Source organism: Pseudaquabacterium terrae, assembly GCF_013266755.1.
Lineage (GTDB): Bacteria > Pseudomonadota > Gammaproteobacteria > Burkholderiales > Burkholderiaceae_C > Pseudaquabacterium > Pseudaquabacterium terrae.
Genome location: NZ_JABRWJ010000010.1, coordinates 188,798 through 215,023, shown reverse-complemented (window position 1 = coordinate 215,023; position 26,226 = coordinate 188,798). Strand labels below are relative to the sequence as shown.

General features: G+C 70.8%; 21 protein-coding genes. 5 read left to right on the top strand and 16 right to left on the bottom strand.

Features of this window, described 5'->3' with window-relative positions:
* Positions 1-3 precede the first annotated feature (3 nt).
* The 6 genes from mmsB to araD1 all read right to left on the bottom strand — a co-directional run bounded on the left by mmsB (position 4) and on the right by araD1 (position 7,418).
* Entirely contained in the window at positions 4-1,224 is a 1,221-nt protein-coding gene (gene mmsB / locus HLB44_RS29525; protein WP_173131720.1) for a multiple monosaccharide ABC transporter permease, read from the bottom strand.
* Positions 1,208-2,749: a multiple monosaccharide ABC transporter ATP-binding protein gene (gene mmsA / locus HLB44_RS29520; RefSeq protein WP_173131717.1), complete on the bottom strand. Its 1,542-nt coding sequence runs from the start codon at positions 2,747-2,749 to the stop codon at positions 1,208-1,210. Before mmsA ends, mmsB begins: the two co-directional genes overlap by 17 nt.
* A gap of 62 nt (positions 2,750-2,811) precedes the next feature.
* Positions 2,812-3,876, bottom strand: coding sequence for a multiple monosaccharide ABC transporter substrate-binding protein (gene chvE, locus HLB44_RS29515; RefSeq protein ID WP_173131714.1), 1,065 nt, complete (start codon positions 3,874-3,876; stop codon positions 2,812-2,814).
* A gap of 31 nt (positions 3,877-3,907) precedes the next feature.
* Positions 3,908-4,867, bottom strand: a complete 960-nt coding sequence (locus HLB44_RS29510; protein WP_173131711.1) for an ABC transporter substrate-binding protein — start codon at positions 4,865-4,867, stop codon at positions 3,908-3,910.
* 31 nt (positions 4,868-4,898) lie between these two features.
* The gene (locus HLB44_RS29505; RefSeq protein WP_173131708.1) at positions 4,899-6,332 is read right to left on the bottom strand and encodes an aldehyde dehydrogenase family protein; all 1,434 of its coding nucleotides are present in this window, start codon (positions 6,330-6,332) and stop codon (positions 4,899-4,901) included.
* An 81-nt stretch (positions 6,333-6,413) separates the two neighbouring features.
* On the bottom strand, positions 6,414-7,418 hold the full coding sequence (gene araD1 / locus HLB44_RS29500) for an AraD1 family protein (protein WP_173131705.1): 1,005 nt from the start codon (positions 7,416-7,418) through the stop codon (positions 6,414-6,416).
* A gap of 144 nt (positions 7,419-7,562) precedes the next feature.
* Between araD1 and HLB44_RS29495 the strand changes: the two genes are divergently transcribed.
* Entirely contained in the window at positions 7,563-8,528 is a 966-nt protein-coding gene (locus tag HLB44_RS29495) for a LysR family transcriptional regulator (protein WP_173131702.1), read from the top strand.
* 36 nt (positions 8,529-8,564) lie between these two features.
* On the opposite strand, the gene HLB44_RS29490 is transcribed toward HLB44_RS29495, so the two are convergent.
* Positions 8,565-9,341, bottom strand: a complete 777-nt coding sequence (locus HLB44_RS29490; RefSeq protein ID WP_173131699.1) for an SDR family NAD(P)-dependent oxidoreductase — start codon at positions 9,339-9,341, stop codon at positions 8,565-8,567.
* 112 nt (positions 9,342-9,453) lie between these two features.
* On the opposite strand from HLB44_RS29490, the gene araD reads away from it, so the two are divergent.
* Both araD and HLB44_RS29480 read left to right on the top strand, forming a co-directional pair.
* On the top strand, positions 9,454-11,175 hold the full coding sequence (gene araD / locus HLB44_RS29485) for an L-arabinonate dehydratase (protein ID WP_173131697.1): 1,722 nt from the start codon (positions 9,454-9,456) through the stop codon (positions 11,173-11,175).
* A gap of 3 nt (positions 11,176-11,178) precedes the next feature.
* Positions 11,179-12,081 (top strand): SMP-30/gluconolactonase/LRE family protein, encoded by a 903-nt coding sequence (locus HLB44_RS29480; RefSeq protein WP_173131694.1) that lies wholly within the window; start codon positions 11,179-11,181, stop codon positions 12,079-12,081.
* Positions 12,082-12,108: 27 nt separating this feature from the next.
* Here the strand turns inward: HLB44_RS29480 and HLB44_RS29475 are convergent, their stop codons facing one another.
* The 9 genes from HLB44_RS29475 to HLB44_RS29435 form a co-directional block, all read right to left on the bottom strand.
* Positions 12,109-13,191 (bottom strand): aldose epimerase family protein, encoded by a 1,083-nt coding sequence (locus HLB44_RS29475; RefSeq protein ID WP_173131691.1) that lies wholly within the window; start codon positions 13,189-13,191, stop codon positions 12,109-12,111.
* 162 nt (positions 13,192-13,353) lie between these two features.
* Entirely contained in the window at positions 13,354-14,286 is a 933-nt protein-coding gene (locus tag HLB44_RS29470) for a LacI family DNA-binding transcriptional regulator (protein ID WP_173131688.1), read from the bottom strand.
* 5 nt (positions 14,287-14,291) lie between these two features.
* Positions 14,292-15,017 (bottom strand): ROK family transcriptional regulator, encoded by a 726-nt coding sequence (locus tag HLB44_RS29465; protein WP_173131685.1) that lies wholly within the window; start codon positions 15,015-15,017, stop codon positions 14,292-14,294.
* Positions 15,018-15,976: 959 nt separating this feature from the next.
* On the bottom strand, positions 15,977-17,335 hold the full coding sequence (locus tag HLB44_RS29460; RefSeq protein WP_173131682.1) for an MBL fold metallo-hydrolase: 1,359 nt from the start codon (positions 17,333-17,335) through the stop codon (positions 15,977-15,979).
* A 94-nt stretch (positions 17,336-17,429) separates the two neighbouring features.
* Positions 17,430-18,653, bottom strand: a complete 1,224-nt coding sequence (locus tag HLB44_RS29455) for an efflux RND transporter periplasmic adaptor subunit (protein WP_246312533.1) — start codon at positions 18,651-18,653, stop codon at positions 17,430-17,432.
* A 2-nt stretch (positions 18,654-18,655) separates the two neighbouring features.
* Positions 18,656-21,028, bottom strand: coding sequence for an ABC transporter permease (locus HLB44_RS29450; RefSeq protein ID WP_173131676.1), 2,373 nt, complete (start codon positions 21,026-21,028; stop codon positions 18,656-18,658).
* 13 nt (positions 21,029-21,041) lie between these two features.
* Complete coding sequence (locus HLB44_RS29445; RefSeq protein ID WP_343051623.1) at positions 21,042-21,764, bottom strand: ABC transporter ATP-binding protein; 723 nt, start codon at positions 21,762-21,764, stop codon at positions 21,042-21,044.
* A 7-nt stretch (positions 21,765-21,771) separates the two neighbouring features.
* A complete protein-coding gene (locus HLB44_RS29440; protein WP_173131670.1) occupies positions 21,772-22,233 on the bottom strand; it encodes a universal stress protein in 462 nt (153 codons plus the stop codon).
* Between the two features lie 18 nt (positions 22,234-22,251).
* Positions 22,252-23,094 carry a universal stress protein gene (locus tag HLB44_RS29435; protein WP_173131668.1) on the bottom strand — a complete coding sequence of 281 codons (843 nt, stop codon included), beginning with the start codon at positions 23,092-23,094 and terminating at the stop codon, positions 22,252-22,254.
* A gap of 249 nt (positions 23,095-23,343) precedes the next feature.
* Here HLB44_RS29435 and HLB44_RS29430 point away from each other — a divergent pair, with 249 nt between their 5' ends.
* Positions 23,344-24,090 carry a response regulator gene (locus HLB44_RS29430; protein ID WP_343051622.1) on the top strand — a complete coding sequence of 249 codons (747 nt, stop codon included), beginning with the start codon at positions 23,344-23,346 and terminating at the stop codon, positions 24,088-24,090.
* A 9-nt stretch (positions 24,091-24,099) separates the two neighbouring features.
* On the top strand, positions 24,100-26,154 hold the full coding sequence (locus HLB44_RS29425) for a PAS domain S-box protein (RefSeq protein WP_173131662.1): 2,055 nt from the start codon (positions 24,100-24,102) through the stop codon (positions 26,152-26,154).
* Positions 26,155-26,226 lie beyond the last annotated feature (72 nt).

The window sequence follows — 26,226 nt, the reverse complement described above, 5'->3', positions numbered from 1 at the left end:
CCGCTACTTGTTCTTGTTGTAGACGTCCAGGCACACCGCGGCCAGCAGCACCCCGCCCTTGATCACCTGCTGGTAGTCGATGCCGATGCCGAGGATGGACATGCCGTTGTTCATCACGCCCATCACGAAGGCGCCGATCACCGCGCCCATCACCTTGCCGACGCCGCCCGAGGCCGAGGCGCCGCCGATGAAGCAGGCGGCGATCACGTCCAGCTCGAAGCCCAGGCCCGCCTTGGGCGTGGCCGTGTTCAGTCGCGCGGCGAAGACGAGCCCCGCCAGCGCGGCCAGCACGCCCATGTTGACGAAGGTCAGGAAGGCCAGGCGCTCCGTCTTGATGCCCGACAGCCGTGCGGCCTTCTCGTTGCCTCCCAACGCGTAAAGCCGGCGGCCAGGCACCGTGCGCGAGGTCACGAAATCGTAGGCCACCATCAGCACGAACATCACGATCAGCACGTTGGGCAGGCCCTTGTACGAGGCCATCACCCACGCCAGGCCGACGAGGATCGCGGCGAACACCGCGTTGCGTGCGACGAAGAGCGCGAAGGGCTCCAGCTCCATGCCGTGCATCTGCGCATGGCTGCGCGCGCGCCACGCCGCCACGACCATCGCCGCGGCCACGCCGACGCCCAGCAGCAGCGAGGTGAAGCGCAGCTCGGACCCCGCCCCGGAGGCGAAGACCTCGGGGATGAAGCCCGAGCTGAGCAGCTGGAATGTTTCCGGGAACGGCCCGACCGACTGCCCCTGCAGCAGCGCCAGCGCGAGTCCCTTGAACACCAGCATCCCGGCCAGCGTGACGATGAACGAAGGAATCTTGAAGTAGGCGACGAACCAGCCCTGCGCCGCGCCGATCGCCGCACCCGCGGCCAGGCAGGCCAGCGTGGCCGGCACGAAGTGCCAGTCGAAGTTCACCATCAGCACCGCCGCGAGCGCGCCGATGAAGCCGCACACCGAGCCCACCGACAGGTCGATGTGCCCGGCGACGATCACCAGCAGCATGCCCAGCGCCATGATGACGATGTAGCTGTTCTGCAGCACCAGGTTCGTCAGGTTCAGCGGCTGCAGCAGCGTGCCGTCGGTCATCACCTGGAAGAACACCATGATGGCGACGAGCGACAGCAGCATGCCGTACTCGCGCAGGTTCTGCTTCAGGAAGTGGGCGGCCTCGCGCGCGCCGGCGGCGTCGCGCCGCGGGGTGGAGAATTCGGCTTCAGGCACAGCGCTCATTGCGACTCGCGTTGACGATGGCATGCATGATCCGCTCCTGCGACGCTTGCGCCACCGGGAATTCCGCGACGAACTGGCCTTCGTTCATCACGTAGAGGCGGTCGGCCAGGCCCAGCAGCTCCGGCATCTCGGAGGAGATCAGCACGATGGCGCGGCCTTCCTCGGCCAGCCGCGCGATGAGGGAGTAGATCTCGAACTTCGCGCCGACGTCGATGCCGCGGGTCGGCTCGTCCAGGATCAGCAGTTCGGGCTCGGAGAAGAGCCACTTCGCCAGCACCACCTTCTGCTGGTTGCCGCCCGAGAGGTTGACCACCGGCTGGTGCACGCCGGCGCAGCGCGTGGCGAGCTTGCGCCTGAAGTCCTCGGCCACGCGGTGCTCGCGGCCTTCGTCGATGACGCCGTGCCGGGCCACGCCCTCGAGGTTGGCCAGCGTGGTATTGCGGGTGATCGAGTCGTTCAGCACCAGCCCGAGCGACTTGCGGTCCTCGGTGACGTAGGCCAGGCCCGCGTCCACCGCCTTCTGCACGGTCGACAGGTCGCGCGGCTCGCCGTGCACCAGTGCCGTGCCGCGGATGCGCCTGCCCCAGCTGCGGCCGAAGACGCTCATCGCCAGCTCGGTGCGGCCGGCGCCCATCAGGCCGGCGATGCCGACGATCTCGCCGCGCCTGACCTGCAGGTTCACGCCCTTCACGACGGCGCGTTCGGCATGCAGCGGGTGGTGCACCCACCAGTCGCGCAGCTCGAACACGGTGTCGCCGATCTTCGGCGTGCGCTTCGGGTAGCGGTCGGCCATCTCGCGGCCGACCATGTGGCGGATGATCAGATCCTGCCGCGGCACCACCGTGCGGCAGTCCAGGTGCGCGACGGTGGCCCCGTCGCGCAGCACGGTGATCGCATCGGCCACGCGCTCGATCTCGTTGAGCTTGTGCGAGATCAGGATGCAGGCGATGCCTTGCCGCTTCAGCTCCAGCAGCAGGTTCAGCAAGGCAGCGCTGTCGCTCTCGTTCAGGCTGGCGGTGGGCTCGTCGAGGATCAGCAGCTTCACTTCCTTGGCCAGTGCCTTGGCGATCTCCACCAGCTGCTGCTTGCCCACGCCGAGGTCGGTCACCAGCGTGGCCGGCGATTCCTTCAGCCCGACGCGCGCCAGCAGCTCGCGCGCGCGGCGATGCGCGAGCGCCCAGTCGATGACGCCGCCGCGTGCCGTCTCATGGCCGAGGAACACGTTCTCGGCGATCGACAGCAGCGGCACCAGCGCCAGTTCCTGGTGGATGATGATGACGCCGCAGGCTTCGCTGTCGGCGATGCCGGCGAAGCGGCGCAGCTCGCCCTCGAAGCGGATCTCGCCCTCGTAGCTGCCGTGCGGGTAGACGCCCGACAGCACCTTCATCAGCGTGGACTTGCCGGCGCCGTTTTCGCCGACGATGGCGTGGATCTCGCCGGCGCGCACGGCCAGGTTCACACCGTCGAGCGCGACCACGCCGGGGAAGGTCTTGCGGATGCCCCGCATGTCGAGCAAAACGTCCATGGATGTCAGCGCCCTGCGGAGCCGTTCGCGCCATCACGCGGCGCGAGGCGGCCCGACGGCTTTCAGCGCAGCTGCGACTCCTTGTAGTAGCCGCTGTCGACCAGCACCTTCTTCCAGTTGCCCGAATCGACGGCCACCGGCTTCAGCAGGTAGGACGGCACGACCTTGGTGCCGTTGTTGTAGGTCTTGGTGTCGTTGATCTCCGGCTGCTTGCCGGCCAGCACGGCATCCACCAGGTTCACCGTCACCCGCGCCAGGTCGCGCGTGTCCTTGAACACGGTGGAGCTCTGCTCGCTGCGCAGGATCGACTTCACCGACGGGACCTCGGCGTCCTGCCCGCTGACCACCGGGCAGGGCTGCTGCGCGCTGCAGTAGCCCACGCCCTTCAGCGACGACAGGATGCCGATCGAGATGCCGTCGTACGGGCTCAGCACCGCATGCAGCTTGTCACGCCCGTAGAAGGCCGACAGGAGATTGTCCATGCGCGCCTGCGCGGTGGCGCCGTCCCAGCGCAGCGTGCCCACCTTGTCCATGCCCATCTGCTTGCTGCGCACCACCAGCTTGCCGCTGTCGATGTAGGGCTTGAGCACGCTCATCGCGCCGTCGTAGAAGAAGAAGGCGTTGTTGTCGTCCGGGCTGCCGCCGAAGAGCTCGATGTTGAAGGGGCCCTTGCCCTGCTTGAGACCCAGCTTGTCGACGATCGAGCCCGCCTGCAGCACGCCGACCTGGAAGTTGTCGAAGGTGGTGTAGTAGTCGACGTTCTTCGTGCCGCGGATCAGCCGGTCGTAGGCGATGACCTTGACGCCCTTGTCGGCCGCCTTCTGCAGCGCGCCGGACAGCGTGGTGCCGTCGATCGCCGCGATCACCAGGACCTTCACGCCCTTGGTGATCATGTTCTCCACCTGGGCCAGCTGGTTCGGGATGTCGTCCTCGGCGTACTGCAGGTCGGCCTTGTAGCCCTTGGCCTGGAACTCCTTGACCATGTTCTGGCCGTCGGCGATCCAGCGCGACGACGACTTGGTGGGCATGGCGATGCCGACCGTGCCCTTGTCCTGCGCCGCGGCGGGCTGCAGGAACGCTGCCGTGCACGTCGCCGCTGCGGCCAGCCGGGTGATCCATTTCTTCATCAACGTCTCCTGATCGGTGCTTGCGCTTCAATCAATACTTGCGCTTGGGGAATTCCTTGGCGGCGACTTCCATCGGGAAGATGCCCTCCTCCGTGACGATGCGCTTGGGCAGCGTCTTGCCGGCCTTGAGGTCCTTCACGGCCTGCATCAGCTGCCCGCCGAGCAGCGGGCTGCACTCGACGCTGACGTTGAGCTTGCCGGCCATCATGGCCTCGAAGGCGCCCTTCACGGCGTCGATCGAGATGATCACGATGTCCTTCGCCGGCTTCAGGCCCGCTTCCTCGATGGCCTGGATCGCGCCGATCGCCATGTCGTCGTTGTGCGCGTAGAGCACGTTGATCTTCTTGCCCTCGGCCTTCAGGAAGGCTTCCATCACCTCCTTGCCCTTGGCGCGGGTGAAGTCGCCGGTCTGCGAACGGATGATCTTGAACTTCGGATCGGCCTTGACGATTTCCTCGAAGCCCTTCTTGCGGTCGATCGCCGGCGCGGAGCCCACCGTGCCCTGCAGCTCGACGATGTTCACCTCGCCCTTGGCGTCCTTCATCTTGTCGACCAGCCAGCGGCCGGCCTTGCGGCCTTCCTCGACGAAGTCCGAGCCCATGAAGGTGACCCACAACGAGTCGTCCTTCTCGTTGACGGCACGGTCGGTCAGGATCACCGGGATCTTGGCCGCCTTGGCCTCGCGCAGCACGGTGCCCCAGCCGCTTTCGACCACCGGCGAGAACGCGATCACGTCGACCTTCTGCGCGATGAACGAGCGGATGGCCTTGATCTGGTTCTCCTGCTTCTGCTGCGCATCGGAGAACTTCAGCTCGATGCCCGCGTCCTTGGCCGACTGCTTGATCGATTCGGAGTTCGCGGTGCGCCATTCGCTCTCGGCGCCGATCTGGCTGAAACCCAGCACGATCTTCTTCTGCGCCATGGCGGGCAGTGCGCTGGCGAGCGCGGCAGCCGCGGTGGCGGCCAGGACGGTGCGACGTGGGATGTTCATGCTCTTGTCTCCTCTGCTGTCGTGCGCGTGATCACGCGTGGATGTAGGCGGTCTTGACCGTGGTGTAGAACTCCACGGCATGGCGGCCCTGCTCGCGCGGGCCGTGGCTCGAACCCTTGCGTCCGCCGAAGGGCACGTGGAAGTCCACCCCGGCGGTGGGCAGGTTCACCATCACCATGCCGACCTGGGCATGACGACGGAAGTGAGCGGCATGCTTCAGGCTGCCGGTGCAGATGCCGGCGCACAGGCCGAACGGGGTGTCGTTGGCCAGCGCCAGCGCATGCTCGTAGTCCTGCGCGCGGATCACGCAGGCCACCGGGCCGAAGATCTCCTCGCGCGCGATGCGGTGCTGCGGCTCGGCGATGAACAGCGCCGGGCTCATGTAGTGGCCGCGCGTATCGCGCTGCAGGCGCTCGCCGCCGGCCAGCCACTCGGCGCCTTCGGCGCGGCCGATCTCCAGGTACGACAGGTTCTGCTCGAGCTGCGCCTGGCTGACCACCGGGCCGATCTCCGTGCCGCGCTTGAGCGCATGGTCGACCACCAGCGCCCGCGTGCGCTCGCGCAGCGCGCTGACGAAGCGGTCGAAGATGCCCGGCGTGACGATGATCCGGCTCGACGCCGTGCAGCGCTGCCCGGTCGAGAAGAAGCTGCCCTGCACCGCGCAGTCCACCGCCCGGTCGAGCTCGGCATCGTCGAGCACGACGAGCGGGTTCTTGCCGCCCATCTCGAGCTGCACCCTCGCCTGGCGCGCCGCCGCGGACTTCAGCAGCCCTTGGCCGACGGACACCGAACCGGTGAAGCTGATCGCATCGACCAGCGGGCTGTCGACGATGGTCTGCCCCACCAGTCGCCCGCTGCCCATCACCAGGTTGAACACGCCCGCGGGCAGGCCGGCGCGGCTGATGATCTCGGCCAGCGCCGCGGCGCAGGCGGGCACCAGCTCGGCGGGCTTGAAGACCACCGTGTTGCCGTAGGCCAGCGCCGGCGCGATCTTCCAGGCGGGAATGGCCAGCGGGAAGTTCCACGGCGCGATCAGCCCGATCACGCCCACCGGCTCGCGCGTGACGTCCACCTCCACGCCGGGCCGCACCGAAGCCAGCTTCTCGCCGGGGATGCGCAGCGCCTCGGCGGCGAAGAACTTGAAGATCTGGCCGGCGCGCGCCGCCTCGCCGACGCCTTCGGGCAGCGTCTTGCCCTCCTCGCGCGACAGCAGCCGGCCGAGCTCCTCCTTGCGCGCCAGGATCTCGCTGCCGATCGCATCCAGCACCTCGAAGCGGCGCTGCGGCGTGCTGTGGGCCCAGTCCTCGCGCGCATCGGCTGCCGCGCGGATGGCGGCCTCGGTCTGCGCGGCATCGGCGCGCGCGAACTCGGCCACGGTGTCCGACAGGTCGGACGGGTTCTCGCTGGAGCCGAGCGTGACGCCGGTCTCCCAGCGGCCGTTGATGAAGTGCTTGAGTGCTGCCATGTCAGTGGCGCCCGGCCGCCCGTAGGCACTGACGCGCCCCCTCGGGGGGCCGCGAGCGAAGCGAGCTTGGGGGCATGTTCATTACAGCGCGTGCACGTCGCCGAGGGCGAAGCCGGTCGGCTCCGCCGCGAGCGGGTTGACCAGCGGCTCGCCGAAGCCGGGCAGCTCGATCTCGAAGCGGTCGCCCGGCTGCACCTGCACGCCGTCGGCGAAGCTCAGCGTCGCGGTGCCGAAGAAGTGCAGGTGCACGTCACCCGGCCGACGGTGGGCCGCGTACTTGAAGTGATGGAACTCCAGGTTGGCCAGCGAATGGCACATGTTGGCATCGCCGGTCACGAAAGGCTTCTCCCACACCAGCTCGGCGCCGCGGCGGATGCGGCTGCTGCCGCGCAGGTCGTCCGGCAGCGCGCCTAAGCGCAGCTCGGGTCCCACGGCGCAGGGCCGCAGCTTCGAATGCGCGAGGTACAGGTAGTTCTGGCGCTCGGTGATGTGGTCGGAGAACTCGTTGCCGATGGCGAAGCCCAGGCGCGCGGGGCGGCCGTCGGGACCGATGACGTACAGGCCCACCAGCTCGGGCTCTTCGCCGCCGTCGAGCGCGAACGCGGGCGACTGAAGCGCCGCACCCGGCGCGGCGACGATGCTGCCGTCGCCCTTGTAGAACCACTCGGGCTGCACGCCGGCGGATTCACCAGTGGGGCGGCCGCCTTCGACGCCCCACTTGAACATGCGCATCGAGTCCGACAGCGCCGCTTCGTCACCGCTGAGCTTGTGGTGCATCGCATCGCGCGTCGCGGCGCTGCCCAGGTGGGTCAGGCCGGTGCCGCTGACCAGGCAGCGCGCCGGATCCGGGTGCGTCAGCGGCGGCAGCACGCGGCCTTGCGCCAGCAACTCGGCGCAGCTCTCGTTGCCCGCCTGCATTGGCAGGCCCTCGACGAAGTCCTGCAGCGGCGTGCGCGCCTGCAGCGCGGCCAGCGCCAGCGCGTAGCTGCTGTCGAAGCCCTCGATCGAACGCACCGGCTCGCCGCGGCCGGCCGTGACGGCCACGCGTTGGCGGCTTTGCGCATCGAGGTACTGGATCAGTCGCATCGTGTCTCCTGCGGGGTCGGGCGCGGCTGCGGCCGGCCGGGGTGCTCTCGCGGCGCATCCTACGAAGTCACCCGATAACTAACCAATAGATATTGAGCAATGATCGATATACGATCTGGCATACCTGATTCAGAGCCCTGAACGATGCCCGCTCCGTACACCCACTGGTTCATCCGCGCGCGCCTGAAGACGCGCCAGTTGCTGCTGCTGGTGGCGATGGAGGAGGAAGGCAACATCCATCGCGCGGCGCAGGTGCTGAACATGACCCAGCCCGCGGCCTCGAAGCTGCTGAAGGACCTGGAGGACGCGCTGGGCGCGTCGCTGTTCGAGCGTCTGCCGCGCGGCATGCGGCCGACCTGGTACGGCGAGGCGATGATCCGCCACGCCCGCATGGCGCTGGCCAGCCTGTCGCAGGCGCATGACGAGATCGAGGCGCTGAAGGCCGGCCGGCTCGGGCAGGTCAGCATCGGCGCGATCACCGCCCCGGGCATGACGCTGCTGCCGGCGGCGATCGCGCTGGTGAAGCAGGCGCATCCGAACCTGCGCGTTGCGCTCCAGATCGAGACCAGCGATGTGCTGATGGAGCGCCTGCAGCAGGGCAAGCTCGACATGGTGGTCGGGCGCCTGTTCGAGACCCACGACAAGCGCGCGCTGCGCTACCAGTCGCTGGTGGAAGAACCGGTGTCCGCGGTGGCGCGGCCCGGACACCCGCTGCTGTCGGTGGCGCGCCTGGGCCTGCGCGACCTGGTGGGTGCGGGCTGGATCGTGCCGCCGGTGGGCAGCGTGCTGCGCCACCGCTTCGAGCTGATGTTCCAGGAGGAAGGGCTCGAGCCGCCGGGCAACCTGATCGAGACCACCGCGCTGCTGTTCATCACGCGCATGCTGCAGCGCAGCGACCTGCTGGCGGTGGTGGCCACCGATGTCGCACGTTATTACGCCGAGCACGGCATGGTCGCCCTGCTGCCGATCCACCTGCCCTGCAAGATGGACAGCTTCGGCCTCATCACGCGCACCGACCGCCTGTTGTCGCCGGGCGGCAAGGCGATGCTCGAGGCGCTGCGCAAGGCCGCGCTGGCGGCGTACGGCATCACGCTCGACGCCGCGCCGTGAGGCAGCGCCGGGCGCGCCGCCACCCGGGCCGCCGGTTCACATCCAGCCGCCGTCGACCTTGAACTCCTGCGCAGTGCACAGCCGCGCGTCGTCGGAGGCCAGGAACAGCACCATCGCCGCGATGTCGCGCGGCGCCAGCCGGTCGCTCAGGCACTGGTTGCGCTCGAGCGCGGCCTCGCCCTCGGGCGTCAGCCACAGCTTCACCTGCCGCTCGGTCATCACCCAGCCGGGCGTGACCGTGTTGATGCGGATGCCGTGGGCGCCGAGCGGCTTGGCCAGGCCGCGCGTGAGCCCGTTCACCGAGGACTTGGCGATCGCGTAGCACGGGTACGCGCCCTCCTTCAGCTGCCAGCCCGAGGAGCCCAGGTTGACGATCGCGCCGCCGCCCAGCCGCTGCATGCCGGGCACCACCGACTGGATCGCGAAGAAGGCCGGGCGCTGGTTCAGCGCCATGCGCTCGTCCCAATACTCGGGCGTGACGTCCTCGAACGCGTGGCGCTCGTCGCTCGCCACGTTGTTCACCAGCACGTGGAAGTCGCCCACCGCGGCGGCCGCCTCGGCGAGGCTGCGCCGCAGCGCGTCCAGGTCGCGCACGTCGCATCGCGCCCACCAGGGCTTGGGCAGGCCCGCGGCCGCCAGCCGCTGCGCCAGCGCGGCACTGGCCTCTTCCGCCACGTCGATGAAGGCGACCTGCGCCCCCTGCACGGCGAAGGCTTCGACGATGGCTTCGCCGATGCCCGAGCCGCCTCCGGTGACGAACACGCGGCGGCCCTTCAGGCTGGGGTACGAGGTGGGGGCGGCGGGCGCGGGCATGCGGTTCTCCGTGTCTGTATATCTAAACGTGTATGTCACTAGTTGATTTCGTTATTTTTCTGATATCAGTGTGCGGCGATATGCTCGCGGCCGTCAAGTGCCAGGAGAGCTCATGGATTCGAAGAAGCCGTTCCGCCGCAGCCAGGCCTGGTTCGGCAGGACCGATCGCGACGGTTTCGTGCACCGCAGCTGGATCAAGAACCAGGGCTACCCGCATGACCTGCTCGACGGCCGCCCGGTCATCGGCATCTGCAACACGTGGAGCGAGCTGACGCCGTGCAACGGCCACTTCCGCGAGCTGGCCGAGTTCGTCAAGCGCGGCGTCTACGAGGCCGGCGGCTTTCCGCTGGAGTTCCCGGTGATGTCGCTGGGCGAGACGCAGCTGCGGCCCACCGCGATGCTGTTCCGCAACCTCGCCAGCATGGACGTCGAGGAATCGATCCGCGGCAATCCGATCGACGGTGTCGTGCTGCTGATGGGCTGCGACAAGACGACGCCGGCGCTGCTGATGGGCGCGGCGAGCTGCGACCTGCCGACGATCGGCCTGTCCGGCGGCCCGATGCTCAACGGCAAGTTCCGCGGCAAGGACATCGGCTCGGGCACCGGCGTGTGGCAGATGAGCGAGATGGTGCGCGCCGGCGAGATGACGATGGATGAGTTCACCGAGGCCGAAAGCTGCATGCACCGCTCCAAGGGCAGCTGCATGACGATGGGCACCGCCTCGACGATGGCCTCGATGGTCGAGGCGCTGGGCATGGCGCTGCCCGAGAACGCGGCCATCCCCGCGGCCGACACGCGGCGCAACCGCCTCGCGCAGCTGACGGGCCGGCGCATCGTCGAGATGGTCAACGAAGACCTGCGCATGTCGAAGATCCTGTCGCGCGCCGCCTTCGAGAACGCGATCCGCACCAACGCGGCGATCGGCGGCTCGACCAATGCGGTGATCCACCTGCTCGCCGTGGCCGGCCGCATGGGCGTGCAGCTGACGCTCGACGACTGGGACCGCCTGGGTGCCGAGGTGCCCTGCCTCGTCGACCTGCAGCCCTCGGGCCGCTTCCTGATGGAGGACTTCTTCTACGCCGGCGGGCTGCCCGCGGTGATGCGCGAGATCCGCCACCTGCTGCACACCGACGCGCTGACCGTCAACGGCAAGGCCGTGGGCGAGAACATCGAGAAGGCCCCGTGCTGGAACCGCGAGGTGATCCGGCCGTACGACGAGCCCTTCAAGCCCGCCGCCGGCATCGCCGTGCTGCGCGGCAACCTGGCGCCCGACGGTGCGGTGATCAAGCCTTCGGCGGCCTCGGAGCACTTGCTGAAGCACCGCGGCCGCGCCGTGGTGTTCGAGAGCATCGAGGAGTTCCACGCGTGCATCGACGACGAGGCGCTGGACATCGACGAGACCTGCGTGATGGTGCTGAAGAACTGCGGCCCGCGCGGCTACCCGGGCATGGCCGAGGTCGGCAACATGCCGTTGCCGCCGAAGGTGCTGCGCAAGGGCATCACCGACATGGTGCGCATCAGCGACGCGCGCATGAGCGGCACCGCCTACGGCACCGTGGTGCTGCACACCTCGCCCGAGGCGGCCGCGGGCGGGCCGCTGGCGCTGGTGCGTAACGGCGACGTCATCGAGCTCGACGTGGCGCGCCGCCGCCTGCACCTGGACGTTTGCGACGAGGAACTGGCGCGCCGCCGCGCCGACTGGACCGCGCCGCCCAAGCCCGAGCGCGGCTGGTACAAGCTGTACGTGGACCACGTGCAGCAGGCCCACCTGGGTGCCGACCTCGACTTCCTGGTCGGCGGCAGCGGTGCGCCGGTGCCGCGCGATTCGCACTGAACCATGACCACCTCCCCCCGCCTGCTGTCGCCGCTGCGCTGCCTGTGGGACGCCGCCGCCACGCTCGGCGAAGGCACCTGCTGGTCCGAGCGCGAGCAGGCGCTGTATTGGGTCGACATCCTGGGCCACACGCTCTACCGCTGCGATGCGAACGGCGGCGAGCGCCGCCAATGGCACTTCGACGAGACGGTCTCGGCCGTGGCCGAACGGCAGGACCGTCCGGGCCTGGCCGTCGCGCTGCGCCGCGGGCTGGCGCTCTTCGACCCCGACAGCGGCCGGCTCGAGCGCCTGCACCAGCCGGAGCCCGAGCGCACCGGCAACCGCTTCAACGACGGCAAGTGCGACCCCGCCGGCCGCTTCTGGGCCGGCAGCATGGATTTCGACTGCCGCGCCCCCACGGGCGCGCTCTACTGCTACGGCGCCGATGGCCGCGCCGTTCGCGCGGCAGACCTCGGCTGGGCGGTGACCAACGGCCCGACGTGGTCGCTCGACGGCCGCACGCTGTACGTCAATCACACGGTGGAGCGCGCGGTCTGGGCGTTTGACGTCGATCCCGGCAGCGGCCGGATCACCCGGCCCCGCCTGTGGCTGCGTTTCGATCCCGACGACGGCTACCCGGACGGCATGACGACGGACGCCGAAGGCCGCCTGTGGATTGCGCACTGGGGCGCCGCCTGCGTGAGCTGCCACGACCCGGACACGGCCGCGGAGCTGCTGCGCGTGCCCTTGCCCGCGTCGCACATCACCAACGTCGCCTTCGGCGGCGCGGCGCTGCGCACGCTGTTCATCACCAGCGCCCGCTTCGGGCTGGATCCGGCGCAACTCGCCGCCGAGCCGCAGGCCGGCGCGTTGTTCGCGATCGACACCGATACGACCGGCCTGCCGGCGAACGCGTTCGCCGGCTGATCGACGGACAGACGCGTCCTTCATGCACTAGGACGCAACGCTCAGGCGATGCACCGTGGTGCTGGTGAACACCTCGCCGGGCCGCAGCACGGTGCTCGGACCCTGCGCGCGATTCGGCGCGTCGCCGATGTGCTGCGTCTCGAGGCACAGCGCATCGCCCTGTCGCAGCATCGCCCCATGGCAGCCTTCGAGCGTGCCGTCGAGGAAGTTGCCGGAATAGAACTGAACGCCGGGCTCGGTCGTCTCGATCTCCAGCACGCGGCCGCTCGCCGGGTCTTCCAGCCGGGCCGCCCGGATCAGGCCGGGGCCGGCGCGGTGAAGCTCGAAGAAGTGGTCGTAGCCGCGGCCGGCGCGAAGCTGGGGATGCGGCGCGCGCAGGCCGTCGCCGATGCGGCGGCCGGCGCGGAAGTCCAGCGGCGTGCCGGCCACGTCGTCGAGCCCCTGCGGGATCATGGCCGCGTCCAGCGCGGCATGGCGGCTGGCGTGCAGGGTCAGCCGGTGGTCCTCGATGCTGCCGCCGCCGGCCAGGTTCCAGTAGGCGTGGTGCGTCAGGTTGATCACGGTCGGCCGGTCGGTGACGGCGTGGTAGTCGATGCGCCATTCGCCGGCACGCGTCAGCGTGTAGCGCACGCGCACCTGCAGCCGGCCCGGGAAGCCCTGGTCGCCGTGTTCGCTGACGAGCGCCAGCTCGATCGCGGCACTGCCGTCCGCCGCGTCCGGCATCGGCGTGACGGTCCAGAGGCGGTCGGCGAAGCCTTGCGGGCCGCCGTGCAGCGTGTTCGGCCCCTCGTTCACCGCCAGCTGCACTTCGCGACCGTCCAGCGTGAAGCGCCCGCCTGCGATGCGGCCGGCGTAGCGGCCGACCAGGCTGCTGACGTTGCGCGCGCGACGCAGGTGCTCGTCCAGCCGCGCCGGTCCCAGCACGACGTTGCCGCGACGGCCGTGCCGGTCGGGGCAGTGCAGCGCGGTCACGATGCCGCCCAGGTCGAGCACCGACAGCGAGACGCCGGTGCCCGCGTCGAGCAGGTATTCGGTGACCTCTTGGCCACCCGCCTGGAAGCCGGCGCTGCGCTGCTGCAGCCGGAGGTTGCCGCTGGTACTGGAATCCATCACGAGACCTCGATGCCCGGCAGCGCACGACCCGCCGATCCGTCGACGTGCGAAGTGCTGCCGCTTATTAAATTCGATGTCCGAACTATACGCAGCGGCAGTCGCCCGCGCTGCACGGTCGCCTAGGGGAAAGCGAGCGTGCCTTGGTCCTTCAGGCGATGGTCAGCAGCGCCTTGCGTGGCGCCGCCAGGGTGGCGCGGGGCACGAGCTCGGTGGGCAGCACGATGTTGCGGGGGCCGCCGTAGGCGGTGTCGTGCGCGCGCGCCTCGATGCGCGCGAGCAGCAGCCCAGCGCGATGGCATCGCTGGCGGCGAACACCGCGTCGGGCAGCGGCTGGCCGCGGTGATGGCGCAACCACGACTCCAGCGCATCGCGGCCGGCCTCGACGCTGTAGGCGCCCCGCAGCACGTGGTCGGCCGGCGGCGCCACGCCGGCCGTGGCATGGGCCCGCAGGTAGCCCCGAACGCGCCGCTCGGCGCCGAGCGTGCCGAGCGGGCCACCCACGTGCAGGATGCGCTGGTGCCCCATCGCCAGCAGCCGGCTGGTCATCTGGAATGCGCCGGCTTCCTCGTCGGACTCCAAATTCACGGCGCCGGCGATCGCATGGTTCGCATGCACCGAAACCACCGGCGTGTGCTCGGGCAGCCACTGCGCGGCCTCGGGCTCGAGCAGCGGCGCGAGCAGGATCAGACCGTCGATGCGCCCGTCGCAGAAGACGGGGATGCGCCGCACCGCCTCGTCCCAGTTGCCCAGCGTGAAGACGGTGACGGTCTGGCCGCCTGCCGCCGCGCCCTGGATGATGCCGTTGAAGACTTCCAGGAAGTACTGGTTGGGCTCGTCGCCCACCAGCGTGGCGGCGACGCCCAGCGTGTTCATGCGCCGATGCGCCAAGCCACGCGCGGTGGCGTTCGGCCGGTAGCGCAGCTTCTCGGCGGCCGCCAGCACACGCGCGCGCGTCTCGTCGGAGATGCGGGTCGACGTCTTCGCCGCGTTGAGCACGGCGGACGCGGCCATCGCCGAGACGCCGGCTTCGCGGCCGACGTCCGCCAGCGTCGCGGCCCGGCGGGTCTTGCGCGGCTTGGGCTGGGCGGCCACGTCCTTCACGCGCCGGCAGACGCCGCGCGGGCGGCGTATGCCGGCCCGATCAGCGGACGCGTGAGGCGGTAGCGCACCAGCGCCGCCGCGCCCACGGCCACGGCATCCACGCCCAGGCGCGACGTGCGCACCGGCAAGAGCGGCACGCGCTGAAGCACCGAGCCGGCCAGCTTCTCGGCAAGCAGGTCGCCCACGGGCACGTCGCGCCAGCCCAGGTTGGGCGCGAAATGCAGGAAGCCGCTCGCCTCGTCCACCCCGCCGGGCAGGCCGACGCCGATGCCGATGACCCGCTGCTTGGCGCCGTCGAGCCGGCCGGCGACCTTCAGCATGGTGGCCGCGAGCACGCCGATGCTGGCCTTGGCGCTGCGCGCGCCACCGTAACCCGAACGCCCCTGCGCCAGCACCTCGCCGGTCAGCGAGGTGACCACCGCGCGCACGCCCTCGATGCCCACTTCCGCCCCCAGCAGCACCAGGCGCCCGGGGTCGATGAACAACGGCGTCGGCCGCCGCCCCAGATCGCCGGTGACAACGACCTCGTGTTCGATCAGCCAGCCTTCGTCGATCAGCTCGCGCACCAGCATGCTGACGGTCGACTTGGTCAGCTGCACCGCAACCGCCAGGTCGGCCCGCGACAGGCCGGGGTGCACGCACAGGTGCCGGACCAAGGTCATCCGGTTGATGCTCTTGAGCAACTGCTGGTGGCCCGCAGCATCGGCCAGATCAACCAACAATGTGCGCCCTCCTGTCGCCGGTTCGATTCATGGAGCGTAACGGACTCCGGGCGGCAGGGGCGCAAGCGCTGCCGAACGTGGTCGGCGAACGACAGGACGAGAACGGCGCATTGAAAACGCGCCGCGGGACGATTCAGGCAGCCACTTCTACGGAACACACGAGGCGACGACCGGAAGCGCGTAGGCCGACGCGGCCACGGCGTCGGTCGCGAGACCACGCTGGCACCGCGGCGGTTCGCCGAGTCGATCAATGCCTGACGACCGTTCCTGCCGTACTCGTTGTCGACCCATAGGAGTGCCAGGCGGCGCGCGCCCATGCCGTAGGTGGCCAGCGCTGTCAGGCGCGGGATGGCGCCTTGCTGCGTCAGCGATGTGCGCAGCAGCGTTGGATGAACCTTGCGAGCCAGCGACACGGCCTCCCCGCCCGTGAAATGCGGAATGCCCGTGCCGACGGTCTGCCGGCGACCACGACTTCTGCGCGGACATGGGCGGTCGCGCAAACAGCCGCAACGAGGGCGACAACGATGTTGGCCAGCATGACACCTCCTGTCGTGGTTTGCGATGCCGCAGGCAGTGCGGACGAAAGGACGCCAAGACCCGACCTGCATTCGCAGGACCTGCACCACCGGGTCGATGCAGGCACCGGGTCTGCTGCGACGGCAGCGCGACCTTCGATGGCGTGATCAGAAGGCCATGCGCAGCCCAGCCTGCAGCACACGCTCCTGGCTGATGTACCTTCACCGCGCCGAAGTTGTGGTTGGCGGTGACGCTCAGCGACTTGTTGGTGTCCTCGCCTCCAACGCGGGCCTTGTTCCACTCGTATGCGACGCCGGCGTAGGTGGCGCCCGCCGCATAGGCGACGCGCACGCCATGGAAACGGTCGGTGGTGTTCTCGCCCGGCGCCCAGGCCCATGGCCGCGATCGCCATTGCGGCCTTTCAAGCGGCCTGAGACGTCGCATCAGCGGACCTCGACGCGCTCGCCCTGCTCCGGCACGCGCGCCGGCCAGCCGAAGCGCTCCTCGATCGCCAGGCGCAGCGCATCGGCGGCGGCCGGCTCGCCGTGCGTCACCAGCACCTCGCGCGGCGGCGACGGCAGCCTGCCGAGCCAGCGCAGCAGGCCATCGCGGTCGGCATGCGCCGACATCGCTGCCATCGGTGCGACCTCGGCGCGCACCGTCAGGTACTGGCCGTGCACCTTCAGCGAGGTGGCGCCGGCCAGCAGCGCCGCGCCGCGCGTGCCCGGCGCCTGGAAGCCCGGCAGCACGATGCTGTTGCGCGGATCGCCGGCGAAGGCGACCAGGTGGTGCAGCACGCGGCCGCCGGTCAGCATGCCGCTGGCCGAGACGATGACCGACGGCCACTTCAGCATGTTCAGCCGCTTCGAGTCCTCGACCGTCTCGACGATCCTCGTGCCGGCGGCGATGCGCGCGCAGTCGGCCTCGTCCAGGCGGTGCAGCTCGTGCCAGGCGGTGTACAGCCGCGTCGCGCCGGCGGCCATCGGGCTGTTCAGGTAGATCGGCAGGTCGGGGATGCGCTGCGCGGTCTTCAGCAGCTGCAGCGCATGCAGCAGCGCCTGCGCGCGGCCGACCGCGAAGGCCGGGATCACCACGATGCCGCCGCGCGCCGCGGTGCGCGCGATCACGTCGGCGAGCTGGTCCAGCGGATCGACGGCCTCGTGCAGCCGGTCGCCATAGGTCGATTCGATGATCACCACGTCGCTGGCCGATGGCGGCGCCGGCGGCTCCATCACCAGGTCGTCGTCGCGGCCGAGGTCGCCCGAGAACAGCACCGAACGGCCCTGCGCCTCGAGGCGCACGCTGGCCGCGCCGAGGATGTGGCCGGCCGGCTGCAAACGCGCGCGCAGGCCGGCGATCGGCTCGAAGCTGGCGTTGAAGTCCTGCGGCACGAACTGCCGCAGCACGCGCTGCGCATCCTCCTTCTTGAACAGCGGCAACGCCGGGCGGTGGCGCGAGAAGCCGTGGCGATTCGCGTAGGCGGCCTCTTCCTCGAACAGATGTCCGGCATCGGCCAGCAGCAGGCGGCACAGGTCGATCGTCGCGCGCGTGGCGTGGATGCGGCCCTGGAAGCCCAGGTTCATCAGGCGCGGCAGGAAGCCGCTGTGATCGAGGTGCGCATGGGTCAGCAGCACGGCGTCGATGTCTTCGGCCGGCAGCGGCAGCGCGTTCCAGTTGCGCAGCCGCAGCTGCTTGACGCCCTGGAACAAGCCGCAATCGACCAGCACGCGGCGGCCGTCGTGTTCGACCAGGGTCTTCGAGCCGGTGACCGTGCCAGCGGCGCCGAGGAATTGGATCTGCATGCGTCGCACGCTAACGCGCCAAGGACGGACGGTGCCGGCTTGCGCAAACGCAAGGCGCGCTGCGGGTTACGGAAGTGCCAGCTCGCGGCGCCGGTCACGTGCGGCCACCGGCGTCGTGCACCTGCACGCGCGCACCCGACTGCAAGGCCGCCGGAGGGTAGACGACCACCCGCGCGCCCGCGGCCACGCCGCTGCGCAGCCAGGCTTCGCTGCCGTTGCGGCCGCCGACGTCGACGCGCTGCAGCTGCGCGCGTTCGTCGCGCACGACGAACACCGCCATGCCGGCGCCGCCATCGTCGGCCACCGGAAAGACCGCGCTCACCGGCACCTTCACGGCGCCCTCCTCGCTCAGGGTCACGATGCGCACGCCGACGCGGAAGCCGTCACCCAGCGCCCGCCACTGCGGCGGCGCGCCGTCGAGCGCGACCAGCTCGATCAGCACCTTCACCCGCTGCTCCTCGACACCGAGCGCCGAGACCTTCGTGAAGGCCGCCGGTTCGACGCGCCGCACCCGCCCCTGCAGTGCCGCCGGCCCGCCCCAGCGCTCGATCGACACGCGGCTGCCGGGCACGGCCTTCAGCGCGTCGCCGGTCAGCAGCTCGGCCACCACCTCGAGCTCGCGCAGGTCACCCAGCTCGATCAGCGGGGTGCCGAGCGCCAGGCTGGCCTCGCTGCCCTGCAGCACGCGCAGCACGGTGCCGGCAATCGGCGAGCGCAGCGCGAAGGCACGCCCCGCCGCGGGCTGCTGCACGGCGGCCAGCGCGGCGCGCGCCTGGTCGACGCCATGCGCCGCGACGCGGCGGTCGCTCTCGGCCGCTTCGAGCTCCTTCTGCGCGGCAACGAGCGAGAGCCGATCCGACTCGAGCCGCGTCGGTGCAACGAATCCCTGCTGCGCCAGCTGCTCGCTGCGCAGCGCCTCGTTCGCCGCCTGCTGCCGCGCGACGCGGGCGCGTTCGACGCGTGCGCCGGCGCGCTGCACCGTCGCGAGCGTGATCTCCAGCTGGGAGCGCTGCTCGCGCAGCGTGCGCTCGTCGACCAGCGGCGACAGCACCGGCTCGATCGTCGCGATCACCGCACCCGCCTCGACCCGGTCGCCCTCGCGCAGCGCGATGCGCTGCAGGCGCCCGGCCAGCGGCGCCGACACCAGGTAGCGCTCGCGCAGGCGCGTTCGCGCGTCCTCCTCGATCGCCATCTCGAAACGGCCCTGCGTCGCCACGGCGGTCTCGACCACCAGCGGCCGCGGCGCGAACGCCCAGGCCAGCAGCAGGCCCGCGGCCACCACGGCACCGGCCAAGCCGGCGAGCGTCGACTTCTTCATCGTCATTCCCTCGTCTTCAGCACCGCCACCAGGTCGAGGCGGTCGATGCGCCGGCGCACGACCAGCGCGCTGGCGATGCCGGCGGCCAGCACGCACAACGCGGCCCAGGCGTAGGTGCGCGCGCGGATCGTGGCCGGGAACATGAACTGGTCCGAGCGCAGCAGCTCGTTGACGCCGTTGACCAGTGCCCAGCCGGCCGCCATGCCGAGCGGCAGCGCGATCAGGATGGCGAGCGCCAGCTCGCCCAGCAGCAGTGCCGACACCTCGGCGCGCGAGAAGCCGAGCACGCGCAGCGAGGCCAGCTCCCAGCCACGCTCGGCCAGCGCGATGCGCGCGTTGTTGTAGACCACGCCGACCGAGATCACCGCGGCAAACGCCGTCAGCATCGTGCTCATGATGCGCACGTTGCGCGCGCTGATCTCCTGCATGTTGCGCAGCATCGTGGCCTTGCTGAAGGCGCCGGCCGAGCGCGGCAGGGCCTGGGTCGCCTCCAGCAGCGCGCCTTCCTTGCCGGGCTCCAGGCCCAGCACCCAGCCGGTGGCGACGTCGCCCTCGCCGAGCGCGCGGTTCAGCGCGCCGCGCTCCATGTAGGCGTTCAGGCCCATCATCTCGCGCACCGTGCCGCCGACGGTCAGGGCCAGCGTGCGCGGCGCGCCGACCAGCACGTCGGCCTGCACGGCGTCGCCCACGCGCAGCCCCAGCTTGTCGGCGAGGCGGTCGGTCAGCACCAGGGCGCCGCCGTCCAGCAGCGTCGCCTGCCCGGCCACGTCGATCACGCGATAGAGATCGGGCCGCGCCGCGTAGGCGCGGATCATGCTGCGCTCGCGGCGATGGCGGTGGATCAGCGTGACCGGCACGAAGCGCGTCGATTCGACGGCGCGCACGCCGGGCAGCCGCATCAGCTCGAGCCGCGCCGCGTCGTCGACCGGCTCGGCCGTCCACACCGTGACATCGCCACGCAGCCCGAGCTCGAATTGCGTGTGCACGATCGTGTCGATCGCATCGCGGAAGAAGTTGCCCATGATCGTGATCGCCACCGCCGCGGCGATGCCGCCGATGCCCATCGCCGTGCGCAGCGGCCGGCGCTCCATGTTGCGCACGATCATGCGCAGCGCCGGCGCCATGCGCCGGATGCCGAGCTGTTCCAGCAGCGTGCGGCGATAGCGCCCCGGCGCGGGCGGGCGCATCGCCTCGGCCGGCGGCAAGCGCACGGTGGCGAGCACCGCATGCAGCGTGCCGAGCACCGCGGTCATCAACGCCACCGCGGCGCTGGTAGCCACCAGCCACGGCGCGAGGCGGTGCTCGAAGCGCGGGAACTGGAACAGCTCGGCATACAGCCCGGTGAACATCGCGCCCAGCCGGCTGCCCAGCAGCAGCCCGAGCCCGAGGCCCACGGCGACGATCAGCAGCACGAGCTTCAGGTAGTGCGCACCGATCGCGAGATCCGCATAACCCAGCGCCTTCAGCGCGGCGATCTGCTCGCGCTGCGTGCCGACCAGCCGCGAGATCACCACGTGCAGCAGGAAGGCCGCCACGCCGAGGAAGATCGCCGGCAGCACGGTGCCGATCACGCGCTGCTGCTTGATCTCGTTGTCCAGCATCTGGTGCGACGGCTGTTGCGCGCGCCCCTGCACGTCGCGCCCGCCATACGGTGCGAGGCGATGCGCGAGCGCATCGATGGCGGCCTGAGCGTCCGCAGCCGGGGCCAGCCGGACGGCCACCTTGTTGAATGCGCCCTGCATGTCGTAGGCCGCCGCGAGCACGCGCCGGTCGAGCCAGAACACGCCGTAGCCGCGCATGTCGGGCATGCCCCACAAGCCGGCGAAGACGAACTCGGGCGACAGCGCGATGCCGCTGATGCGCAAGGTGCGCAGCCGCCCGTTGATCTGGGCCTGCAGCTCGTCGCCGGGCTTCAGGCCGCGCGCCAACGCGAAGCCGCGCGACACCAGCACGGGGATGCGCTGGGCCCCCGCGCTGTCGTCGTCGGCCTGCAGCGGCCGGCCCGAGGCCACCGCGACGACGTTGAGCCGCTGGGCCTGCCGCAGGTCCAGCCCGATCAGCTGCCCGATCACCGGATCCGGCACGCCGGGGATCGTCACGCGGACCATCGCGTCGAGGCCGGTCTGCACGTCGGCCACGCCGGGCAGCTCGCGCAGGGCGTCCTCCAGCGCGCCGGGCGCGCGCTTCAGTGCGGCGAAGACGTCGGCGAAGCGGCCGGCCGCATAGTAGTCGTCGCGCGCCGCGGCGAGCGAGTCGACCGCCGACAGGCTGGTGACGAAGCCGGCGATGCCGGCGGCAACCACCAGCGCGATCGTCAGCGCCTGGCTCCACAGCAGCCGCAGGTCGCGCCAGAGCTTGCGATCGAGTGCCTTCATGTCGCCCCGCGTTTCACCACGCGAGCTCTGCCGGGGCCAGCTTGCGCGCCGGCGTGTCGATGCGCTGGATGCACCCGTCGCCCAGGCGGATCACGCGATCGGCCATGCCGGCGATCGCGGCGTTGTGCGTGATGACGATCGCCGTCGTGCCCTGCTCGCGGTTGACGCGGGCGATGGCCTCGAGCACCAGCTTGCCGGTCTGGTAGTCGAGCGCACCGGTCGGCTCGTCGCACAGCAGCACTTCGGGCCGCTTGGCGATGGCGCGCGCGATCGCGACGCGCTGCTGCTCGCCGCCGGACAGCTGCGCCGGGAAGTGGTCGCGCCGCTCGGTGAGCCCCACCTGCGCCACCGCGTCATCCACCGGCATCGGGTTGCGCGCGATGTCGGTGACCAGCGCGACGTTCTCGCGCACGGTGAGGCTGGGGATCAGGTTGTAGAACTGGAACACGAAGCCCACGTGCTCGCGGCGATAGGCCGTCAGGGCCGCTTCGCCGGCGCCATCGAGGCGGCGGCCCGCGAACTCGAGCGTGCCCGTGCTCGGCACGTCCAGCCCGCCGAGGATGTTGAGCAGCGTCGACTTGCCACTGCCCGAGGGCCCGAGCAGCACGATGAACTCGCCGCGCGCGACGTCGAGGTTCACGTCGTGCAGCGCACGCACCTCGACCTCGCCGCTGCGGTAGGTCTTGGCGAGGCCGCGGGCGCGGAACAGCAAGGCACCGTCCGGCGTGGCAGCCACGGAGCGTTCAGCGGTCGGCCGGAACGCCCGGGTTGCGCACCAGCAGCACCGGCACCGGACTGCCCCGCAGCACCATCTCGGCATCGCTGCCGAGCGCCAGCCGCAGCATGCCGCGCCGGCCGTGCGTGCCCATGACGATCAGCGAGGCCTGGCGGTCCGCCGCCTCGCGCAGCACGATGTCCGACACGCCGTGGCCGAGCTCGCAGCGCACGCTGCCCTCGACGGTGCAGCCGGCCTCGCGCGCCTTGGCCACCGCAGCGGCAACGAGTTTTTCGCCGGCCGCCTTCAGCGGCTCGATCAGCTCGTCGAGCGGCCGCGTCGCCACGATGTCGGTCGCCGGCAGCGTCACCTCGACGGCATGCACCACGTGGATCGACGAGCCGAGCCGCGCGGCGAGCGCAATGGCTTCTTGCAGGCCGCGCAGCGCAGTGGGGCTGCCGTCGACGGGAACCAGGATTCGTTCGTACATGTTCAGCCTTTCGTGGGGTCAATGCGCCATCAGGACCGGCACCGTCATGGCGTCCAGCAGTCCGCGGGTGGCGCCGCCCAGCATGCGCTCGGTCCAGCGCATATGGCCGTAAGCACCCATCACCAGCATGTCGGCGTCGAGGTCAGCGGCGCGCGACAGCATCGCCTCCGCGATGGCGATGCCACTGGTCTCGACCGACGTCTCGGCGGCCACGCCATGCCACGCCAGCCATTGCCGCAGCGTACCCAGCCGCTCGGCCAGCGGCGCCGAGCCCTCGAGCGAGCCTTCCTGCCAAGCCACGACCTGCACCTGCTCGGCGCGGCGCAGCAGCGGCAGCGCATCGGCCACTGCACGCGCGGCCTCGCGGCTGTCGTCCCACGCCACCATCACGCGCTGGCCGATCGTGCCGAACTGGCCCGCATAGGGCACGATCAGCGTCGGCCGCGCGCTGTGCAGCACCACGCTCTCGACCGTGTCGCGCTGCAGCAGGCAGTCGGCCCTGTCGGGGTCCGGCTGGCCGACGACGACCAGATCGCTGCAGTGCGCGTGCCGCACGAGCGCGACCGCCTTGTCCTCTTCGACGACCACCGTTTCCGCCGAGTGCAGCCGCGCATCGCCGCAGGCATCGGCAAACTGCCGCGCTGCCTGCTGGGCCTGCCCATGCAGTGCCGCCCACGCCATGCCGGCGAACTGGTCGAGCATGGCAGCACCATCGACGCTGACCGGCCACGGGATGCGCCCGGTGGCGGCCAGTCCGACCAGGTGGGCGTCCAGCGCACGCGCCAATCCGATCGACACACGCGTACGTTCAGCGCAACGCGCATCGTTGTCGAGCAGGACGAGCAGGCTGCGGTAGGTCATGGCGGTTTCCTTGATCCTTCGTTCGAAGCGCAATCGAGTCGCGGAGGTCGTTTCCGCATCGCGCCACTCTAGGCCGGCATCGTCGCTGCGGCTTGCGCCGGATCAATGCACGACCCGCCAGCGCAAGCGGAGCGAGGCGTGGCCCTCAGCCCCGCTGTGCACCACCCGCTGCTGCATCCTCGTTCGCGCGCGATCGAGACGCCGGCGGAAGCTGCTAGGCTTGCCCGTTCAGCCTCTCCCCGTCCGCGCGTGAACCCTCAAGCCACCCATGTCGCCGTGCTCGACGACGAGCCCGACATCACCCAGCTGCTCGCCAACTACCTGCAGATGCAGGGTTTCCGGGTCAGCCAGGTGCACCGCGGCGCCGCGCTGATGGCGCTGATGCAGACCGACCCGCCGGCCCTGGTGCTGCTGGACCTCGGCCTGCCCGGCGAGGACGGCTTCACGATCGCGCGGCAGCTGCGCGAGCACTGGCACTGCGGGCTGGTGATCGTCACCGGCCGCGGCGACGCGGTGGACAAGGTCGTCGGCCTCGAGGTCGGCGCCGACGACTACGTGACGAAGCCCTTCGACATGCGCGAGCTGCTGGCGCGCATCAAGGCCGTGCTGCGCCGCCTGGCGCCGGCGGAGCCGCCCGCGGCCGTGCGCCCCACGCCGAATGACACCGCGCCGGCCCGGGACAAGCTGCTGTTCGCCGGCTGGACGCTCGACACCGCTGCGCGCCGCCTGACCGGTGCGCAGGGCGAGGAGGTCGCGCTGACGACCGGCGAATTCGACCTGCTGTGCGCCTTCGCGCGACATCCGGGCCGCGTGCTGTCGCGCGACTTCCTGCTCGAGCAGACGCGCGGCCGCGAGGCCGGGCCCTTCGACCGCACGATCGACGTGCAGGTCGGCCGGCTGCGCAAGAAGATCGAGGCCAATGCCGACGATCCGCAGATCATCAAGTCGGTGCGCGGTGCCGGCTACCTCTTCGTGCCGCCGGTGGCGGCCGGCTGAGCACCCGTGATGCACTCGGCCGGCATCGACGACACCCAGCTCTTCCGCACGCTGTTCGCGGCCTATCCCGATGCGCTGATCGTCGCCGACGCCGTCGGGCTCATCGTGCAGGCCAACCCGGCGGCCGCTCAGCTGCTGGGCTACTCGATCGACGAGCTGGTCGGCCTGAACGTCGACGCGCTGGTGCCCGACGGCATCCGGCCGCGCCATGCCGCGTACCGCGAAAGTTATGGCCACAACCCGCGGTCGCGGCCGATGGGCACGCAGATGGAGCTGGTCGCCAAGCGCCGCGACGGCAGCGAGGTGATGGTCGAGATCGCGCTCAGCCCGCTGCAGAGCCAGGGGCTGCCACTGGTGGTCGCGGCGATCCGCGACATCGGCGCCTATCCGCGCGTCAAGCAGGCGCTGCAGCGGGCGCGCTACAGCGAGCACCTGGCCCAGCTCGGCCGCCTGGCGGTGGACGCGCGCGATCCGCAGGTGCTGCTGCAGCAGCTGCCGGCCACCGCCGCGCAAGCGCTGGAGGCCGAGGTGGCGCTGGTCTTCCTGCTCGAGCCGGACCGGCTCGAGTTCCGCGTCGCCGGCGGCGTCGGGCTGCTGCCCGGCGAAGGCCTCGGCGCCCGCGTGCCCAACCGGCCCGACACGCCACCGGGCTACGTGGTCGCGCATGGCGAGCCGGTCACGGTGACCGACTACCGCAGCGAGACCCGCTTCCGGGTACCGCCGGCCTACCTGACGGATGGCCTGGTCAGCGCGCTCGCGGCGCCGTTGTCCGACCGCGGCCGCACGATCGGCGCGCTGACCGTGTGCTCCCACACGGCGATGCGCTTCGGCGACGACGAGCTGCGCTTCCTGCAGTCGCTGTCGAACCTGCTCGCCACCACCGTGCAGCGCGCCGAATCCGAGGAAGCGCTGAAGCACGCGCAGCGGCTGGAGAGCGTGGGCCAGCTCACCGGCGGCATCGCGCACGACTTCAACAACCTGCTGACGGTGATCCAGGGCAACCTGCAGGTGCTCGAGGAGTTGCCCGCGCTGGCCGGCGACGCCTTCGGCCAGCAGCTCGTTGCCGCCGCGGCGCGTGCGTCGCGTCGCGGCGCCGAGCTGACCGGCAAGCTGCTGGCCTTCTCGCGCCGCCAGGTGCTGCAGCCGAGCGCGGTCGACATCGGTGCGATGCTGGCAGCGCTGGCGGCGATGCTGCGCCGCACGCTCGACCAGCGCATCACGATCGAGGTGCATGTCGCGCCCGGCTGCCCGCCGGTGCTGGCCGACCCCGGGCAGCTCGAATCGGCCCTGCTGAACATCGCGATCAATGCGCGCGACGCGATGCCCGACGGCGGCACGCTGCACTTCAGTGCGATGCCGCGCGACGGCCTGCCCGCGGACCTGCGGCTGGAGCTCGATCCGGCCGGCCCACGCAACGGCGCCTATGTCGCGATCGCCATCGGCGACACCGGCGCCGGCATGTCCGACGAAGTGCGCGAACGCGCCTTCGAGCCCTTCTTCACGACCAAGGAAGCGGGCCGCGGCACCGGGCTCGGGCTGTCGACGGTCTACGGCTTCGTGCGCCAGTCGCGCGGCGTGATCACGATCGACAGCACGTTGGGCGTTGGCACCACCTTGACGCTGTACATCCCACAGCCCGAGGGCGCCGCGCCCGTCGCCGGCGCCGATGCCGCCGCGGCCGGCAGCGTGCCCGCCGGCCTGCGCGTGCTGCTGGTCGAGGACGATGCCGAGGTCGCCACGGTGGTGCGGCATTTCCTCGAGTCGCTGGGCTGCGAGGTGACGCAGGTCAGCAGCGCCGAGGAGGCCCTGCCCGCGCTGTCGGCGGACGCCGGCTTCGACCTGCTGCTCAGCGACATCGCGCTCGGCGCCGGCATGCGCGGCACGCAGCTCGCGCACGAGGCGCAGCGGCGCATGCCGGCGCTGGCGATCGTGTTGATGTCCGGCTATTCGTCCGAGCTGCTGCAGGCCGACCGCGAGGCGCTGGACACCTGGCAGCTGCTGGCAAAGCCCTACTCGCGCGAGCAGCTGGCCACGGCGATCGCGCGCGTCGTTCGGCGCCCCTGACGGCGCTGGCTCCGCGGGCGAAGTGGCGGCGCGCACAGTCGGCGAGCTCGGCGAAAGCGGCCGGCAGCGAAG